Raw genomic sequence first — 17629 nt, forward strand, 5'->3', positions numbered from 1 at the left:
CCTACCGGGTGACCCGGAGAGCTGATATGCGGGTCAGTGGACTGTGTGGGCATCGGATAATGGGTCAACGGGCAGCCGGTGTAAGGGCCATCGGGCTGCATCCGGCCGCGCGCGCGGAGTACCCTTCCGTGATCACTGGAGACGGGCGTCCAGACGCAGAAGGCGGTGCACGGGTGAGCTCGGGAGGTCTGGAGCTGCCCCCTGGTGACAGCGGTCACGAGGGTGGCCCGGCGGACACCGCGGGGGGCGGGCCCGCGGGAGTGCCGGCCGGAGCGGTCTCGCTGGCCCCGCCGGAGACCGGAGGAACCCGGGCCGGAGCCGAACTGGACTGGAGCGCGGACGCCTGGAGCGAGGTCCGGACCCGGGCCCAGCGGGCGGGACGCGCGTACATCTGGCTGAACCTCATCGAACAGCGGCTGCGCTCGGTGGTCGGGGCGGTGCTGCGGCCGATCTACGAGCCGGCGCACGGCGGGGACGACTGGGTGGTCGCCGCCGCCGGGCCCGCCGGTCAGGAGTGGGTGCAGCGGGCGGTGGCCGTGCGCGAGGTCAGCCGGCGCAAGGGCTACCTCCTGGACTCGGCCGACGACAACGTCCTGAGCTTCCTGACGCTGCCGCAGTTGCGGGAGCTGATGGTCCAGCACTGGCCCTGCTTCGAACCGTACTTCGACGACCGGCGTGAGATCGAGCTGGCCCTCGACGAGCTGGAGGTCACCCGGAACGTCGTCTCCCGCAACCGGGCCCTGTCGCGGGCGGTGCTGGAGCAGGCCGAGCGGGCCTCGGCGCGACTGCTGGAGGTGCTCGGCGGCGGCTCGGGCTCCCCGTCGGCCGACCGGCTGCCGATCGACGCCGTCGAGGACCTGGTCGGGGACCGGTACGCGGACGTCATCTCGGTCCACCCGGACCGGGTGCGGCTCCAGCGGCAACTGCCGGCGGAGGACCTGTTCGGCGGGGCGCGCCGGCTCGACGCCATCGGCATAGGCCTCAACCTGCTGGTCCAGAACTTCTCCGGGCGAAGACTCGTACGGCTCACCGAGGCGGGCTGCCGGGTCCGACTGCTCTTCCTGAACCCGGCCAGCAGCGCCGTCAAACGCCGCGAACGGGAACTGGGGCTGCGCAAGGGAGAGCTCAGCCGCTCGGTCGAGATGAACATCCTGCACGTGCGGCGGGTCCGGGCCGGCCTGCGCGACCCCTCGCGCTTCGACATCCACGTCTTCGACGAGACCCCGCGCTTCACCGCGTACCTGGTGGAGGGCGAGTCCTCGGGGATCGCCGTGGTCCAGTCGTACCTGCGCCGGGCCCGCGGCATGGAGGCCCCCGTGCTCGTGCTGCGCGGGGGCGGGCGGGGCGTGCCCAAGGACGCCGACCACGGGCTGTTCACGACGTACCGGGAGGAATTCGAATCGGTGTGGGAGGACTCCCGGCCGGTGTCGTGACCCGCGCGCCGCCGGACGACGGCCCGACCCGGCGACCGGGCTGTCAGTACCCCGTGGCAGGCTGAAAGTCATTGACCGGAAGTTCGTACGGGGGAGGGGCGCGTCATGGCGGCGTGGCACGGGGGAACGTTGGTCGGGCTCGACCTGGAGACGACCGGCACGGAACCGGGGGAGTCGCGGATCGTGACCGCCGCGGCGGTCGAGGTGCGCGACGGCGAAGCGCGGAGCCGGCCGGCGACCCACGCCGGAACGAGGGCCGCGTGATGAGCTGGATCAGTGGACCGTTGGTGGCCTTCGACCTGGAGACCACGGGCACCGACGTCGAGACCGACCGCATCGTCACGGCGGCGGTCGTGCGGCTGGATTCGGCCGGGGCCGTATCGGCCGAGCGGACCTGGTTGCTGGATCCAGGGGTGGCGATACCGGAGCAGGCATCGGCGATCCACGGCATCTCGACGGAACACGCCCGCGAGCACGGGGTGCCGGCCGCTTCCGCCATAGAGGAGATCGCACAGGCCGTCGCCGAGGGGCTGCGGCTCGGCACGCCGCTGGTGGTGATGAACGCACGCTACGACCTGTCACTGCTTGACCGTGAGTGTCGGCGGCACGAGGTCGAGTCGATCAGCGAGCGGCTGGGCAGTGTGCCTTCGCCCGTCATCGATCCGCTGGTGATCGACAAGCACGTCGACAAGTACCGGAGGGGCAAGCGGGCCCTCCACGCACTGTGTGACCACTACGGGGTGTCGCTCGACGACGCGCACGACGCGAGGGCCGATGCCGTGGCCGCAGCCCGGGTGGTGCGACGCATGGGCGAGAAGCACCGGCCCGTCGCCGCGATGCCGTTGGCGGATCTGCATGACCTTCAGGTGCGCGCGGCGGCCGAGCAGTCGGTCTCCTTGCAGGCGTATCTGCGGCGTACCGCGGATCCGACGACGGTCGTCGAGCCGGCCTGGCCACTCATTCCCCGGAGACGATGACGGCGCCGCTCAGCGCTCTCCCGAGGCGAGCGCCTGTAGGTGGGAGAGAGTGATCCGGCGCCGTGGAACGTCGACGTCCATGATTTTCACGAGCAGGCCGTCTCCGACCCGAACCACGTCCTCGGGCCGGTCCACGTGACAAGGCCCAGTTCCGGTCAGTCGGCGTCGGCTCGGTCCGCCACCGGGCGCGCAGGACGCCGTCGCTGTCGGGCAGGACCGCGGTGAACAGCGGGTGGCGTTCGTCGAGGGTCAAGGACAGGGCCGTGGCGGCACGGGCGCCCGCCACCCGGGCGGCCAGTTCGCCGTACTCCGACTCGTCGACCGTCGTGCTGGAGATGACCCCGTTCTCGTCCTCCCACACGAACTCCACCGGACCCTCGTCGGGAAGCGAGGCGAGGACCGCGTCGACATCGGCGGACAGGTCGGGCCAGACGGTCAACTGGGCACGCGGGGTGAGTCGGGCGCGTACCGCATCGATCGTGTCCTCGGTGAGGCGGTGCCAACGGGAGGCATTGTGGAGGTACCCCTCCTCCAGCATCGCCGCGTGACCCATGGCGACGGACCAGCGCACACGCGCCCAGAAGTCCTCGTCGGCGGGCCGCTGCACACCGGGCTCGTCGAAGTCCGCGTCGTAGGGCGAGGCCTCCAGCCGCTCCGGACCCGGCGAGGCCGTGGCCGTCGATCGTCGGCTCCAGGCCGAAGCGGACAAGGAAGGAGATCTCCGGCTCGCGAACGGCCAGACGGTCGATGCCGGTGTCCTCGGCGAAGGCGGCAATCGCTTGCAGATAGGCGGCCTCGACCGGTCCGTGGTCGCTGATCGTGTCCTCGGCGCCGATGTAACCGCCGCGCTCGTCGCGATCGGCAGGGTCGTACTTGGTGATCCGGTGGACGAAGGACGGCACGCTGCTCCCCGTGGTTGTCGACGATGCCCGCTCGGCGGTCGATCTCGTGATCGGGAGCATGGGGCGGGTGGGCCGGCGCATCGCCGCCTTCGAGGATGGCGACCGGGATCACCTTCCGCAAGCGGGACATCGTGCGCATCCGGCCGCGGCGGGGTGTGTGCGCCCGGTCGAACTCCCGCGGCTCAGAAGGGATGCCAGCGCGTCGCGGTGTCGCCGTCCCGCAGCGAGGCGACCCGACGGCGGAACTCCGCCAGCGCCTTCGGGTTGTCCGGCGCGTGCTGGGAGACCCACGCGCAACTCGCCGTCTCCCGGGCGCCGCGCAGGACCGCGCAGCCCTCCCACTCGCGCACGTCCCATCCGTACGCCGTCACGAACGCCTCGTACGAGGCGGTGGGCAGCCCGTAGCGGTCGCGGGACAGGGCCATCACCACCAGGTCGTGTTCGCGAAGGTCGCTCGACACGGTCTCCAGGTCCACCAGTACCGGCCCGTCCGGCCCCACGTGGACGTTGCGGGGCAGGGCGTCGCCGTGGATCGGGCCGAGGGGGAGGCGCGGGGTCAGCGCGGCGACCTCGCTCGCGTACGCGTCGCGGCGGGCCCTCAGGTACGCGGCGTCCGCCGGGTCGACGGCCCCGCCGGCGAACCTCAGCCAGCGTTCCACTCCGCCCAGCAGGTCGCGCGCCGGCAGGGTGAACGGCGGCGCGGGCAACGCGTGGATCAGGCGCAGCAGGGCCGCGAGGTCCTCGGGTCCCGCCGGTCGGACCGCGGCGGGCAATCGGTGCCACAGGGTCACGGGGTGCCCGGCCACCAGCCTGGCCGACGGCTCGGCGGCGCGCACGGCGGGGACTCCGGCCTGCGCGAGCCAGCCCGCCACGGCCAACTCGCGCTCGGCGCGCTCCAACAGCGCCGCCTCGCGGCCCACCTTGGCCACCAGGTCGTCGCCGACCGCGAAGACGGCGTTCTCGCCGAAGGTCAGCAGCTCGGCGCGGCCGGTGAGGCCCGCCGCTGTGAGTACGTCCCTGGCCCGCGCCTCGTCCATGCCTGCTGTCCGCCGTCTCTCCGGATCGTGGTGAATCCGCCAAGTCTGTCATCCCGGCGTAATCGGCCCGGCACCCCGGGCGCGGCACCCCCGGGGGGCGGCGGGGAGAAACCGTTGCACGAGACGTCTCGTCTCGTTATGGTCGGAACATGACCCCAGTCAAGCCCGCGCACATCGCCATGTTCTCCATCGCCGCGCACGGACACGTGAACCCGAGCATCGAGGTGATCCGGGAGCTCGTCGCCCGCGGCCACCGCGTCAGCTACGCCATTCCCGCCTCCTTCGCCGAGAAGGTCGCGGCGACCGGCGCCACCCCGGTGATCTGGGAATCCACCCTCCCCACCGAGGACAACCCCGAGGCCTGGGGCACCGAACTCATCGACAACATCGAGCCCTTCCTCGACGACGCCATCCAGGCGCTGCCCCGACTCGCCGCCGCCTTCGAAGGGGACGAGCCCGACCTCGTCATCCACGACATCACCTCCTACCCGGCGATCGTCCTGGCCCGCCGCTGGGGCGTCCCCGACGTCTCCCTCTCCCCGAACCTGGTCGCCTGGACCGGCTACGAGGAGGAGGTCGCCGCACCCATGACCGCGCGACTGCGCGCCGGCGAACGCGGCAGGGCCTACTACGCCCGCTTTCGCGCCTGGCTCGACGAGAACGGCATCGCCGAGGACTCCGACCGTCTGATCGGCCGCCCCCGGCGCAGCATCGTGCTCATCCCCAAGGCGCTGCAACCGCACGCCGACCGGGTCGACGAGTCCGTGTACACCTTCGTCGGCGCCTGCCAGGGCGACCGGGCCGCCGACCAGGGCACCTGGACCCGCCCCGCCGACGCCGCCGGGAAGAAGGTGCTCCTGGTCTCGCTCGGCTCCGCCTTCACGGACCGGCCCGACTTCTACCGGGCGTGCGTCGAGGCCTTCGGCGACCTGCCCGACTGGCACGTCGTCCTCCAGATCGGCAAGAAGACCGACATCGCCGCACTCGGCGCCATCCCCGACCACATCGAGGTGCACCGCTGGGTGCCCCAACTCGACGTCCTGCGCCAGGCCGACGCCTTCATCACCCACGCGGGCGCCGGCGGCAGCCAGGAAGGCATGGCCACCGCCACCCCGATGGTCGCGGTCCCGCAGGCCGTGGACCAGTTCGGCAACGCCGACGTGCTCCAGGCGCTCGGCATCGCCCGCCACGTCCCCATGGAAGAGGCCGACGCCACGACCCTGCGCGAGGCGGTCCTCGCACTCGTCGCCGACCCCGAGGTCGCCGCCCGCGCCGAGGCCGTCCGCGCCGCGATGGCCGCGGAGGGCGGCACGCGCCGGGCCGCCGACCTCATCGAGGCCGAACTGTCCGACCCCCGCCCTATCGTTCGGGCATGACACCTCGGAAGTACGCCGCACTGCTGCGCGGCATCAACGTCGGCGGCCACAAGAAGGTCCCCATGGCCGAACTGCGCCAGGTCCTGGAGGGCCTCGGCCACCAAGACGTACGGACGTACCTGCAGAGCGGCAACGCCGTCTTCGGCAGCGCGGAACGGGACACCACGATTCTCGCCCGCGCGCTGGAGGCGGCCATCGAGGCCCACTTCGGCTTCACGGTGCCCTGCCTGGTGGTCGACGGCGACCACCTGCGGGCCGTCGCCGACGCCTGCCCCTTCCCCGCCGCCGAGCTGGAGGGCAGGCAACTGCACGCCACCTTCTGCTCCGAGCAACCCGGCGAGGAGCGCTTCGCCGCCATCGACGCACCCGCCTTCCTCCCCGAGGAGTTCCGGGTCGGCGACCGGGTCGTCTACCTCCACACCCCGGACGGCCTCGGCCGATCGAAGCTGGCCGAGGTCCTGGCCAGGCCCGCCGTCGTGAAGGGGCTCGACGTGACCACCCGGAACTGGAACACGGTCGTCAAGCTCGTCGAACTCACCCGGGACTGAGCCGGAGCGGACCCGCCGCACGGCCGCCGGCCATGCGGCGCGCCACGCGCTACGCCACCAGGGCGTCCAGCAGGGCGAGTTCCCGCGGGGCGAGCGGGATCGTCGCCGCGGCCAGGTTCTCCGCGAGATGCGCGGGAGATCCGGTACCCGGCGTGGGGCACAGGTTCGGGGAGTGGTGCAGCAGCCAGGCCAGGGCGATCTGCCCCGGACCCGCCCCGTGCCCGCCCGCGACCGCGGTGACCGCGGCCGCGCTCTCGCGGGTCAGGGTCCCGCTGCCCAGCGGGTAGTAGGGCAGGAAGGCGACCCCGTGCGCCTCGCACAACGCCAGCACGTCGGTCGAGGAACGGTCCAGCAGGTTGTACGGGTTCTGCACCGACGCGATCGGCATCAGCTCCACCGCCGACGCCAACTGCGCCGCCGTCACCGTGTCCAGGCCGACGTGCCGGATCTTGCCCTCGGCCTGCAACTGGGCCAGCAGGCCGAGCTGTTCCACCGCGGGGAGGGCCGGATCCAGGCGGTGCAACTGATACAGGTCGATCCGCTCCACCCGCAGCCGGCGCAGGCTCGCCTCGCACTGCTCCCGCAGCCGCTCCGGACGACCCGACACGTGCCAGAGGTCCGGACCGGTACGCACCACCCCGCCCTTGGTGGCGATCACCAGCCGCTCGTCGTACGGGTACAGGGCCTCCGCGATCAGCTCCTCCGCCAGATCGGGCCCGTAGTTGTCGGCCGTGTCGATCAGGGTCACCCCGAGCTCCACGGCCGTGCGCAGCAGGGCCAGGGCCTCGGCCGGGTCCCCGCGCGGACCCCAGTAGCCGGGGCCGACCAGACCACCCGTACCGAGCCCGAGGCGGCGCACGGGCAGGTCCCCACCGAGTCTGAACATCGTGTCCGTCATGGCCCGACGGTAACCCGGGACGCCGGATGTGCCAGGCTCTGCGGATGCGTTACATCATCATCGGCGCCGGGGCGATCGGCGCGACCATCGGCGGCCGGCTCGCACGGACGGGCCGGGAGGTCGTCCTGTCCGCACGCGGCGCGCACGCCGAGGCGCTGCGGGCCGACGGGCTGCGGCTCACGACCACCGACGGGACGCAGGTGCACCGGCTGCCCGTCGTCACCGGCCCGGCGGAACTCGGCGAGCTGCGCCCGGACGACGTGCTGCTGCTGTCCGTGAAGACGCAGGACGCCGTCGCGGCACTGGACGCGTGGGGCGACGCGGAGGTCACGGGCGGCGGCACGGCCGCGCAGCGACTGCCCGTGCTGTGTCTGCAGAACGGCGTGGAGAGCGAACGACTGGCGCTGCGCCGCTTCGCCCGGGTGTACGGGGTGTGCGTCTGGCTGCCCGCGACCTTCCTGGAGCCGGGCGTGGTCTCCGCGCTGTGCGCGCCCCTGACCGGGATCCTGCACCTGGGCCGGGCGGCCGGCGGCAGCGACGCACGGATCCGGGCCGTCGCCGCCGACCTGGAGGAGTCCGGGTTCGAGGCGCCCGTCGTCGAGGACGTGACGCGGTGGAAGTACGCGAAGCTGCTCGGCAACCTCGGCAACGCGATCCAGGCGACGACCGGCCCCGAACCGGATCCCGCGAAGGCGGCGTTGCTGCTCCGGGCGATCCGCGAGGCGAAGGCGGCCTTCGAGTCCGCCGGCATCGCGTACGCGTCCGAGGCGGAGCAGACGGCGGCGCGCGCGGGGAAGGTGGACCAGCCGCCGGGGGTGCGGGGCGGGTCGTCCTGGCAGAGCCTGGCGCGCGGCACGGGATCGGTCGAGGCGGACTACCTCAACGGGGAGATCTCCCTGCTCGGCCGGCTGCACGGCGTGGCCACCCCGGTGAACGACACCCTGCGGCACGCGGCGAACATCTTCGCCCGGGAGAACCTCCCGCCGGGCGCCATGTCCATCACGGACCTGACGGCCCTCGCCGACGAGGCGGCGGCCCGCGCCTGACGGGGTGGGACCGGCCGCTCAGGCCGACAGCGCCGAGAGGCGGGCGGGAGCCAGGGCGGCCGCGTCGTAGCGGCGCAGCAGCAGCCGGGCCAACTCGGGGGCGGCGCCCAGGACATCGGCGAGCACGTCCGCGCCCGCGGCCTCGGCGCCCGCCGCGATCCGGTCCGGGAGCCGGCCGGGGGCGATGACGTACGGGGCCACGGCCACCCGCCGCACGCCCTCGGCGCGCAGCGCCCGCACCGCGTCCTCCGTACGGGGCAGTGCCGCGGAGGCGAACGCGGGCCGCACGGCGCACCAACCGGTGTGCCGCCACTCCCGCGCGATTTCAGCGATCACCGCGCTCGCCTCCGGGTCCGAGGAACCGGCGGACGCGAGCACCACACCGGTGCCGGCGCGATCCGCCGGGGTGAGGCCGGCTTCGAGGAGCCGGCGCTCCAGGGCCGCCGTCAGCAGGGGCGACGGCCCGAGTACGTCCGCGACCCGGACCGCGAGTCCCGGGAGGCGCACGCAGGCCTCCGACAACACGGCCGGGATGTCGGTCTTGGCGTGGAAGGCCCGGGTCAGCAGCAGTGGGAGGGCCACCACGTCCCGGACACCGGACGCGTACAGGGAGGACAGCACCTGGTCCACGCGGGGGGCGTTGAAGTCCAGGTACGCCGTCTCCACCCGCAGTCCGGGCCGTAGCGCCCGCGCACGCCGGGTGAGGGCGTGCACGGTCGCCGCGTGCCGCGGATCACGGCTGCCGTGGGCGATGACGAGGAGTGCGGGGGCGGCGTGCACGGGACTCAGCTCTTGACCAGCAGGCCGCGGCTGCGCAGCACGTACCGCTCGACGGGGCTGAAGATCAGCAGGTCGATCGCGATGCCGACGACCAGGATCAGGATGATCGCGAGGAACACGCCCGGCAGGTCGATGTTGTTGCGGCCGTTCTCCAACAGCTGGCCCAGCCCGAGGCCCAGGTCGGGCGAGCTGGCGATGATCTCGGCGGCCATCAGGGAACGCCAGGAGAAGGCCCAGCCCTGCTTGAGACCGGCCAGGTAGCCGGGCAGCGCGGCCGGCATGACGATGTGTCGGGCCCCACGCAGGCCGGTGGCCCCGAGGGTGCGGCCGGCCCGCAGGTACAGCGGCGGGACCTGGTCGATGCCGGACACGAGTCCGTTGGCGATCGAGGGGACCGCGCCGAGCAGGATCACGGTGTACATCATGGCGTCGTTGAGGCCGAACCAGAGGACGGCCGGGGGCACCCAGGCGACCGAGGGCAGGGACTGGAGACCCTGGAGGATCGGGCCTATCGCGGCGCGGACGAACTTCACCCGGGCGACGAGCAGGCCGAGCGGGGTGCCGATGGCCAGGGCCAGCAGGAAGCCGAGCAGACCACGGGAGACGCTGGTCCAGACGACCTCCAGCAGCGTGCCCTGGAGCCACATGGCGGACAGGCTGTCCCACACCGCGGACAGCGACGGCAGCTTCGTCTCGTCGGTGATCTTCGTCGCGACGAGGACCTGCCAGACGACGAGGACCAGACCTACGGCGATGACCGGCGGCAGGACCTTCTTGACGAGGACCTCGCCGATCGGGGTGCGGTGCGTCTGGACCGCGTCGAGGGCGTCCAGGCCGGCCTCCAGGCCCGCCAGATCGTCCGTGCCCTTGGCCGTGCCCTTGAGCTTGGTGTCAGTGCTGGCCATGGCGGCGGATCTCCCCACGCAGGTGTTCAGTGATCTCGACGGACAGCTCCGCGACGTCCGCGTCCTCGATGCGGCGCGGCTGCGGGATGCCCACGGTCCATTCCTTCGCGATCCGTCCGGGACGCGAGGAGAGCAGGACCACGCGCTGGGCGAGGCGGACGGCCTCGCGCACGTTGTGCGTGACGAACAGGACGGAGACGTTGGTCTCCTCCCAGATGCGGGTGAGTTCGCCGTGCAGGACGTCCCGGGTGATGGCGTCCAGGGCCGCGAACGGCTCGTCCATCAGCAGGAGTTCACTGTCCTGCGCCAGGGCCCGGGCGAGCGCCACGCGCTGGCGCATGCCGCCCGACAGTTCGTGGACGCGCTTGCCGTACGCGCCGCCGAGCCGCACCAGTTCCAGCAGCCGCTCGGCCTCCGGGCGGCGCTCCGTCTTCGCCACCCCGCGCAGACGCAGGGCGAGCTCGATGTTCTTGCCCGCCGTCAACCACGGGAAGAGCGCGTGCTCCTGGAACATCAGGGCCGGGCGGCCGGAGGTCTCGATGGTGCCCACGCTGGGCTTGTCGAGACCGGCGACGAGGTTGAGCAGGGTGGACTTGCCACACCCCGACGCCCCCAGGATGGTGACGAACTCGCCGGGAGCGACATCGAGACTGATGTCGTCCAGGACGAGCTGCGATCCGGCCGGGCCGGAGAAGGACTTCGAAACGTGTTCGATGCGGGCGGCGTGCCCGTGCTCGGCCGCGGTGCCCTCGGCAGCCTTGGCAAGTGTGGTGGCCATGGTCGTCACCTCCTGGGGATTCTCTGCTGACCGGGGGTTACTTGGCGCCGAGGCCGGCGTCGGAGACCTCGGGCTTGCCGGCGGTCTTGAGGACCTTGTTGAGGAGTTTCAGGTCGTAGATGCCGGTGAGGTCGGGTTCCTGGATGAGCTTGGCTTTGACGGCCCAGTCGGATTCGGTCTTGAGGGTGCCGGCGAGGGGGTCGTCGGTGACGAGGATGCTCGGCCAGGCGGGGTCGATGACCTTGGCGTCGAGTGCCTTGCCGCTGAGGGTTTTGAGGGCGGCGTTGGCGGAGGCTTTGGCCTTGTCGGGGTTGGTGTTGATCCAGTCGTTGGTCTTGACGGTGCCGGTCAGGACGGCTTCGACGACGTCGGGGTGCTCTTTGAGGAACTTCTGGGACACGATGATGTTGGTGATGACGAACTTCTTGTCGGGCCAGAGGTCGGTTTCGTCGAGGAGGACCTTGGCGCCTTCGGAGACGAGTTTGGAGGCGGTGGGTTCGGGGACCCAGGCGCCGTCGATGGAGCCTTGTTTGTAGGCGTCGGGGGTGACCTTGTTGTCGGTGCGGACGACGGAGACGTCGCCCTTGCCGGATTCGGGGTCGACGTTCCAGCCCTTGGTGCCGATCCAGTTGAGGAAGGCGACGTCTTGGGTGTTGCCCTTTTGGGGGGTGGCGATCTTCTTGCCCTTGATGTCGTCGAGGGTTTTGATCTTGTCGGGGTTGACGACGAGCTTGACGCCGCCGGAGGCGGAGCCGGAGATGATGCGCAGGTTGGTGCTCTTGGATTTGACGTAGCCGTTGATGGAGGGGGAGGGGCCGATGAAGCCGATGTCGAGGGAGCCGCCGTTGAGGGCTTCGATTTCGGAGGGGCCGGCGTTGAAGGTCTGCGGCTTGATGGTGGTGGCGCCGAGTTCCTTGGCGATGAGGCCTTCGTGGATGCCGACGAGGGCGGTGGCGTGGGTGAGGTTGGGGAAGTAGCCGATGCGGACCTCGGGGGCGGAGAGCTTCTTGCCCTCGGCGCCGGCGGGTGCGGGCTTGTCGGCGGACTTGCCCTTCTCGGCGTCCGAGCCGTAACCGCAGGAGGCGAGCGCGCCGATCAACAGCGGCAGGGCGGCGGCGACGACAACGCCGCGGCGCGGGGTCTTACGGGCGGTACCGGTGGCAGGCACGGGAGAGCTTCCTCTCAAGGCGTCGATTCACGACGCACGTCTTCGTCTACGGAGCGGGGGCGACTCGTGGGGGGTGAGGGCGCGCGAGCGGTGCGCGTACGTCATCACGCACATCGCGCCACGCCTCCCTGGCCGCTGCCGAGGGAGCCGCTGCCGACGCGGCCGCCCTCCTTCGCGAACGTCGCGTAGATGTCGAGCACGTCAGAAATCCCACCCTTCCTCATCCGCCTGCACGGTGGTGTGGGCCTGGGAGGCGAAGGACTCGCCCGCCATGCCCGCGGCCAGGGTGGTTCCGTCGGCCGGGTCGATCAGCAGGAAGGACCCGGTACGACGCGAGGCCGCGTACGCGTCGAGCGCCAGCGGCTCGGCCGTGCGCACCACGACGCGGCCGATGTCGTTCGCGACGAGCTGCCCCGGGTTCGGGTGCTGGGACAGGTCGTCCAGGGTGAGCCGCGAGGGGATCTCCTTGACGATCGCCTTCACCGTGCGCGTCGTGTGCTTGAGCAGCACCCGGGCGCCCACGGCCAGCGGCTGGTCGGCCACGTGGCAGACCGTCGCCTCGACGTCCTGGGTCGTGGCCGGCGCGCTCGCGGACGGCGCGATCAGGTCGCCGCGCGAGATGTCGATGTCGTCCCGCAGCCGCAGCGTCACCGACTGAGGCGCCCAGGCGATGTCCACGCTCTCGCCGAGCGCGTCGATCCCCTCGATCACCGAGGTGCGGCCCGACGGCAGGACCGTGACGGCCTCGCCGACACGCAGCACGCCGGAGGCGATCTGACCCGCGTAGCCGCGGTAGTCGGGGTGCTCCGCCGACTGGGGGCGGATCACGTACTGCACGGGGAAGCGGGCCGGGCAGGCGGTCAGGTCGTGGCTGACCGGGACCGTCTCCAGGTGCTCCAGCACGGTCGGGCCGCCGTACCAGTCCATGTTCGCGGAGGGCTCCACCACGTTGTCGCCGGCCAGCGCCGAGATCGGGATGGCGGTGATCTCCGGGACGCCCAGGTCGGAGGCGTACGCGGTGAACTCCTCGGCGATCCTCGCGAAGGCCTTCTCCTCGTAGCCCACCAGGTCCATCTTGTTGACGGCCAGGACCACGTGCGGGACCCGCAGCAGGGCCGCGACGGCCGCGTGCCGCCGGGTCTGCTCGATCACGCCGTTGCGGGCGTCGACCAGGACGACCGCGAGGTCGGCGGTGGAGGCACCGGTGACCATGTTCCGGGTGTACTGCACGTGCCCGGGGGTGTCCGCGAGGATGAACCGGCGCCGGGTCGTCGCGAAGTAGCGGTACGCCACGTCGATCGTGATGCCCTGCTCCCGCTCGGCCCGCAGGCCGTCGGTCAGCAGCGCGAGGTCGGGGGTGTCCTGGCCGCGCTGGGCGGAGACGGCCTCGACGGCCTCCAGCTGGTCGGTCAGGATCGACTTGGAGTCGTGCAACAGCCGCCCGACCAGGGTGGACTTGCCGTCGTCGACGGAACCGGCGGTCGCGAAGCGCAGCAGCGTGGTCGCTGAAGGGTCGACGAAGCCGGCGACCTGCTCGGTGGTGGAGGTCATGTCTAGAAGTACCCTTCGCGCTTGCGGTCTTCCATCGCGGCCTCGGACATCTTGTCGTCGGCGCGGGTCGCGCCCCGCTCGGTGAGCCGGGAGGCGGCGATCTCGGTGATCACGGCGTCCAGCGTGGTGGCGTCGGAGTCGACGGCACCCGTGCAGGACATGTCACCGACGGTCCGGTAGCGGATGAGACGCGTCTCGGTGGACTCGTCCCGCTTCGGGCCGCCCCATTCGCCGGCCGTCAACCACATGCCGTTGCGCCGGAACACCTCGCGCTCGTGGGCGAAGTAGATCTCCGGGAGCTCGATGCCCTCGCGGGCGATGTACTGCCACACGTCCAGCTCGGTCCAGTTGGAGAGCGGGAAGACGCGCACGTGCTCGCCGGGGGCGTGGCGGCCGTTGTAGAGCTGCCACAGTTCGGGCCGCTGGCGGCGCGGGTCCCACTGGGAGAACTCGTCGCGCAGGGAGAACACCCGCTCCTTGGCGCGGGCCTTCTCCTCGTCACGGCGGCCACCGCCGAAGACCGCGTCGAACCTCAGCCGCTGGATCGCCTCCGTGAGGGGGACGGTCTGCAGCGGGTTGCGGACGCCGTCCGGGCGCTCGCGGAGCTTGCCCGCGTCGATGTACTCCTGGACGGAGGCCACGTGCAGGCGCAGGTTGTGCTTCTCCACGGCCCGGTCGCGGTACGCGAGGACCTCGGGGAAGTTGTGGCCGGTGTCCACGTGCAGCAGCGTGAAGGGGACCGGCGCCGGGGCGAAGGCCTTCAGCGCCAGGTGCAGCATGACGATGGAGTCCTTGCCGCCGGAGAACAGCACCACCGGCTTCTCGAACTCGCCCGCCACCTCGCGGAAGATGTGCACGGCCTCCGATTCGAGGGCGTCGAGGTGCGACAGCGCGTAGGGCGCGTCCGTCCCTTCGTGGACGTGTGCGACGGTGGCCGTCATGCCAGACCCCTCTCGGTGAGCAGCGCGTGCAGGGCCGAGGCCGACTCGTGCACGGACTGCGTGTGCGACTCGATGCGGAGGTCCGGGGACTCCGGCGCCTCGTACGGGTCGTCGACGCCGGTCAGACCGGATATCTCGCCCGCCGCCTGCTTGGCGTACAGGCCCTTCACGTCGCGCTCGGAGCAGACCTCGACCGGGGTGGCCACATGGACCTCCAGGTACGTGGTGCCCTCGGCGGCGTGCCGCTTGCGGACGGCCTCCCGGCTGTCCGCGAACGGCGCGATCACCGGCACGAGCGCCTTGACGCCGTTGCTCGCGAGGAGTTCGGCGACGAAGCCGATGCGCTGCACGTTGGTGTGCCGGTCCTCGCGGCCGAAGCCGAGGCCGGCGGAGAGGAACTCGCGGATCTCGTCACCGTCGAGGACCTCCACCCGGTGGCCGTCGGCGCGCAGCCGCTCGGCCAGCGCGTAGGCGATCGTGGTCTTGCCCGCGCTCGGCAGCCCGGTCAGCCACACGGTGGCGCCCTGGTCGCTCACGCTCATCGTTCTCGTCTCCGTCGGTTCTTCGTTCGCTTGGCGGTCGGTCATCAGCCGTGCAGCCCACACTCGGTCTTGGCGCGCCCGGCCCACCGGCCGGCCCTGGCGTCCTCGCCCTCGACCACCCGGCGGGTGCAGGGGGCGCAGCCGACGGAGGCGTAACCGTCCGTCAGCAGCGGGTTGGTGAGCACGCCGTGCTCGGTGACGTACGCGTCCACGTCGTCCTGCGTCCAGCGGGCGATCGGCGAGACCTTCACCTTGCGGCGCTTCTCGTCCCAGCCGACGACCGGGGTGTTCGCCCGGGTCGGGGACTCGTCGCGGCGCAGACCCGTCGCCCAGGCCTCGTACGCGACCAGGCCCTCTTCGAGGGGCTTGACCTTGCGCAGCGCGCAGCACAGGTCGGGGTCCCGGTCGTGCAGCCGGGGGCCGTGCTCGGCGTCCTGTTCGGCCACCGTGCGCCGCGGGGTGAGGGTGATGACGTTGACGTCCATCACGGCCTCGACCGCGTCCCGGGTGCCGATGGTCTCCTCGAAGTGGTAGCCCGTGTCGAGGAAGACCACGTCCAGGCCGGGGGAGACCCGGGAGGCGAGGTGGGCCACGACGGCGTCCTCCATGGAGGAGGTCACCGCGAACTTCTCGCCGAAGGTCTCGGTGGCCCAGCGCAGGATCTCCAGCGCGGAGGCGTCCTCCAGGTCACGGCCCGCCTGCTCGGCCAGCGCCTTGAGGTCGCGCGTCTCCTGAACGGTCGTCATGTCTCTTCGCCTCCACCGGAGTTGGACTGAACGCCTCGGGACAGCAGCCCGAGGTACTTCAGCTGGAAGGCTCGGTTGCAGGCCCTGCATTCCCAGGCGCCGTGACCGCTCTCGTTGGGGAACAGGTCCTCGTCGCCGCAGTACGGGCAGTAGAAGGGGGCCGCTCGCTCGCTCACGACAGGGCCTCGTCACTCGCTCGGGTCACCCAGGCGGCGAAGCGCTCGCCCTCCTCGCGCTGCTCCTGGAAGCGCGTGACGACCCGCTCGACGTAGTCGGGCAGACCGGCCGCGGTGACCTTCAGACCGCGGACCTTGCGGCCGAAGCCGGCCTCCAGGCCGAGCGCGCCACCGAGGTGGACCTGGTAGCCCTCGACCTGGTTGCCGTCGTCGTCCAGGACCAGTTGGCCCTTGAGACCGATGTCCGCGACCTGGATGCGGGCGCAGGCGTTCGGGCAGCCGTTGATGTTGATGGTCAGCGGTTCGGCGAAGTCAGGCAGGCGCCGCTCCAGCTCGTCGATCAGCGAGGCGCCGCGCGCCTTGGTCTCGACGATGGCGAGCTTGCAGAACTCGATGCCGGTGCAGGCCATGGTGCCGCGGCGGAAGGGGGAGGGCTTGACCCGCAGGTCCAGTGCCTCCAGGGCGGCCACGACCGAGTCGACCTGGTCGGGCTCGATGTCGAGGACGATCATCTTCTGCTCGGCGGTGGTGCGCAGCCGGTCGGAGCCGTGCTGCCGGGCCACGTCCGCGATCTTGGTCAGGGTGGCCCCGTCCACGCGTCCCACGCGGGGCGCGAAACCGACGTAGAAATGGCCGTCCTTCTGCTCGTGCACGCCGACGTGGTCGCGCCACTCGCCCGAGGGCTGCTCGGGGGCGGGGCCGTCCGTCAGCTCGCGCTTCAGGTACTCGTCCTCCAGTACCTGGCGGAACCGGGCCGGGCCCCAGTCGGCGACGAGGAACTTCAGGCGGGCGCGGTTGCGCAGCCGGCGGTAGCCGTAGTCGCGGAAGATCGAGATGACGCCCTCGTAGACGTCCGGGACCTCGTCGAGCGAGACCCAGGTGCCCAGGCGCACACCCAGCTTGGGGTTGGTGGAGAGGCCACCGCCGACCCACACGTCGAAACCGGGGCCGTGCTCGGGGTGGTTCACGCCGACGAAGGCGATGTCGTTGATCTCGTGCGCCACGTCGAGCAGCGGCGAGCCGGAGATCGCGGACTTGAACTTGCGGGGCAGGTTGGAGAAGTCCGGGTTGCCGACGATCCGGCGGTAGATCTCGTCGATCGCGGGGCTGCCGTCGATGATCTCGTCCCGGGCGATGCCGGCGACGGGAGAACCGAGGATCACGCGGGGCGTGTCACCGCAGGCCTCGGTGGTCGAGAGGCCGACGGCCTCCAGGCGGCGCCAGATCTCCGGGACGTCCTCGATCCGGATCCAGTGGTACTGCACGTTCTGACGGTCCGTGAGGTCGGCGGTGCCGCGGGCGAACTCCTCGGAGATCTCGCCGATGACGCGCAACTGCTCGGTGGTCAGCCGGCCGCCGTCGATGCGGACGCGCAGCATGAAGTACTTGTCGTCCAGCTCCTCCGGCTCCAGGATCGCGGTCTTGCCGCCGTCGATCCCGGGCTTGCGCTGGGTGTAGAGGCCCCACCAGCGCATGCGGCCGCGCAGGTCGTTGGGGTCGATCGAGTCGAAGCCCGCCTTGGAGTAGATCGTCTCAATGCGTGTCCGCACATTGAGACCGTCGTCGTCCTTCTTGAACTGCTCGTTGCCGTTGAGGGGCGTGTGGTGTCCGACGGCCCACTGACCCTCGCCGCGGTGACGGCCGGTCTTGCGGCGCGCGGCTGCGGCCGCGGGGGCTGCGGCTGCGGGCGTTTCGGGGGTGGCGGCCATGGCGGTACGTCCTTCTCGGGCGGCTCGGGGCAGGGGCAGGGGGCGCGGCGGGGTGCGCCCCGACGGTGCGCCCGCCGCTGAGCGGGTGCGGCGCAGTGCCACTCCTCACCGGGATT

Annotated in this window: 18 protein-coding genes and 1 pseudogene; 6 read left to right on the forward strand and 13 right to left on the reverse strand. The window is 71.6% G+C overall.

The genetic code is table 11. From position 1 onward, the window contains the following. Positions 1-173: 173 nt before the first annotated feature. The 3 genes from OHA84_RS27445 (at position 174) to OHA84_RS27455 (ending at position 2410) form a co-directional block, all read left to right on the forward strand. Entirely contained in the window at positions 174-1433 is a 1260-nt protein-coding gene (locus tag OHA84_RS27445) for an SAV2148 family HEPN domain-containing protein (protein ID WP_053684790.1), read from the forward strand. Positions 1434-1538: 105 nt separating this feature from the next. Continuing rightward, positions 1539-1697: a hypothetical protein gene (locus OHA84_RS27450; RefSeq protein WP_371591461.1), complete on the forward strand. Its 159-nt coding sequence runs from the start codon at positions 1539-1541 to the stop codon at positions 1695-1697. Next, entirely contained in the window at positions 1697-2410 is a 714-nt protein-coding gene (locus OHA84_RS27455; RefSeq protein ID WP_053684792.1) for a 3'-5' exonuclease, read from the forward strand. Before OHA84_RS27450 ends, OHA84_RS27455 begins: the two co-directional genes overlap by 1 nt. A 9-nt stretch (positions 2411-2419) precedes the next feature. Here the strand turns inward: OHA84_RS27455 and OHA84_RS27460 are convergent, their stop codons facing one another. Both OHA84_RS27460 and OHA84_RS27465 read right to left on the reverse strand, forming a co-directional pair. After that, positions 2420-2545 (reverse strand): hypothetical protein, encoded by a 126-nt coding sequence (locus tag OHA84_RS27460; RefSeq protein ID WP_371591462.1) that lies wholly within the window; start codon positions 2543-2545, stop codon positions 2420-2422. A 949-nt stretch (positions 2546-3494) separates the two neighbouring features. Then, complete coding sequence (locus OHA84_RS27465) at positions 3495-4349, reverse strand: phosphotransferase enzyme family protein (RefSeq protein WP_266950415.1); 855 nt, start codon at positions 4347-4349, stop codon at positions 3495-3497. Positions 4350-4463: 114 nt separating this feature from the next. On the opposite strand from OHA84_RS27465, the pseudogene mgt reads away from it, so the two are divergent. Beyond that, positions 4464-5725: pseudogene (gene mgt / locus OHA84_RS27470) on the forward strand (macrolide-inactivating glycosyltransferase). Beyond that, positions 5722-6273 (forward strand): DUF1697 domain-containing protein, encoded by a 552-nt coding sequence (locus tag OHA84_RS27475; RefSeq protein ID WP_053684799.1) that lies wholly within the window; start codon positions 5722-5724, stop codon positions 6271-6273. The pseudogene mgt and the gene OHA84_RS27475 overlap by 4 nt, the downstream one beginning before the upstream one ends. Positions 6274-6322: 49 nt before the next feature. Here OHA84_RS27475 and OHA84_RS27480 read toward each other — a convergent pair whose 3' ends face one another. Then, a complete protein-coding gene (locus OHA84_RS27480; protein WP_266969337.1) occupies positions 6323-7171 on the reverse strand; it encodes an aldo/keto reductase in 849 nt (282 codons plus the stop codon). Positions 7172-7215: 44 nt separating this feature from the next. On the opposite strand from OHA84_RS27480, the gene OHA84_RS27485 reads away from it, so the two are divergent. After that, positions 7216-8217 carry a ketopantoate reductase family protein gene (locus OHA84_RS27485; RefSeq protein WP_266969335.1) on the forward strand — a complete coding sequence of 334 codons (1002 nt, stop codon included), beginning with the start codon at positions 7216-7218 and terminating at the stop codon, positions 8215-8217. Between the two features lie 18 nt (positions 8218-8235). Here the strand turns inward: OHA84_RS27485 and OHA84_RS27490 are convergent, their stop codons facing one another. The 10 genes from OHA84_RS27490 to OHA84_RS27535 form a co-directional block, all read right to left on the reverse strand. Next, positions 8236-8997, reverse strand: coding sequence for a sirohydrochlorin chelatase (locus OHA84_RS27490; RefSeq protein WP_053684804.1), 762 nt, complete (start codon positions 8995-8997; stop codon positions 8236-8238). A 5-nt stretch (positions 8998-9002) separates the two neighbouring features. After that, positions 9003-9902 (reverse strand): ABC transporter permease, encoded by a 900-nt coding sequence (locus OHA84_RS27495; protein ID WP_266950416.1) that lies wholly within the window; start codon positions 9900-9902, stop codon positions 9003-9005. Next, positions 9889-10680 (reverse strand): ABC transporter ATP-binding protein, encoded by a 792-nt coding sequence (locus OHA84_RS27500; protein ID WP_266950417.1) that lies wholly within the window; start codon positions 10678-10680, stop codon positions 9889-9891. Before OHA84_RS27500 ends, OHA84_RS27495 begins: the two co-directional genes overlap by 14 nt. Before the next feature lie 37 nt (positions 10681-10717). Then, the gene (locus tag OHA84_RS27505; RefSeq protein WP_266950418.1) at positions 10718-11848 is read right to left on the reverse strand and encodes an aliphatic sulfonate ABC transporter substrate-binding protein; all 1131 of its coding nucleotides are present in this window, start codon (positions 11846-11848) and stop codon (positions 10718-10720) included. 201 nt (positions 11849-12049) lie between these two features. After that, a complete protein-coding gene (locus OHA84_RS27510; RefSeq protein ID WP_053684812.1) occupies positions 12050-13399 on the reverse strand; it encodes a sulfate adenylyltransferase subunit 1 in 1350 nt (449 codons plus the stop codon). A gap of 2 nt (positions 13400-13401) precedes the next feature. Next, positions 13402-14340 (reverse strand): sulfate adenylyltransferase subunit CysD, encoded by a 939-nt coding sequence (gene cysD, locus OHA84_RS27515; protein WP_053684814.1) that lies wholly within the window; start codon positions 14338-14340, stop codon positions 13402-13404. Beyond that, entirely contained in the window at positions 14337-14882 is a 546-nt protein-coding gene (gene cysC, locus OHA84_RS27520) for an adenylyl-sulfate kinase (protein WP_053684816.1), read from the reverse strand. Before cysC ends, cysD begins: the two co-directional genes overlap by 4 nt. Positions 14883-14926: 44 nt before the next feature. Then, positions 14927-15628 carry a phosphoadenylyl-sulfate reductase gene (locus OHA84_RS27525; protein ID WP_053684817.1) on the reverse strand — a complete coding sequence of 234 codons (702 nt, stop codon included), beginning with the start codon at positions 15626-15628 and terminating at the stop codon, positions 14927-14929. Beyond that, the gene (locus OHA84_RS27530) at positions 15625-15804 is read right to left on the reverse strand and encodes a hypothetical protein (RefSeq protein ID WP_266950419.1); all 180 of its coding nucleotides are present in this window, start codon (positions 15802-15804) and stop codon (positions 15625-15627) included. The genes OHA84_RS27525 and OHA84_RS27530 overlap by 4 nt, the downstream gene beginning before the upstream one ends. Continuing rightward, on the reverse strand, positions 15801-17513 hold the full coding sequence (locus OHA84_RS27535; RefSeq protein ID WP_266969330.1) for a nitrite/sulfite reductase: 1713 nt from the start codon (positions 17511-17513) through the stop codon (positions 15801-15803). The genes OHA84_RS27530 and OHA84_RS27535 overlap by 4 nt, the downstream gene beginning before the upstream one ends. Positions 17514-17629: the final 116 nt, after the last annotated feature.

The sequence above is a fragment of the Streptomyces sp. NBC_00513 genome (assembly GCF_041431415.1).
Taxonomy (GTDB): Bacteria; Actinomycetota; Actinomycetes; order Streptomycetales; family Streptomycetaceae; genus Streptomyces.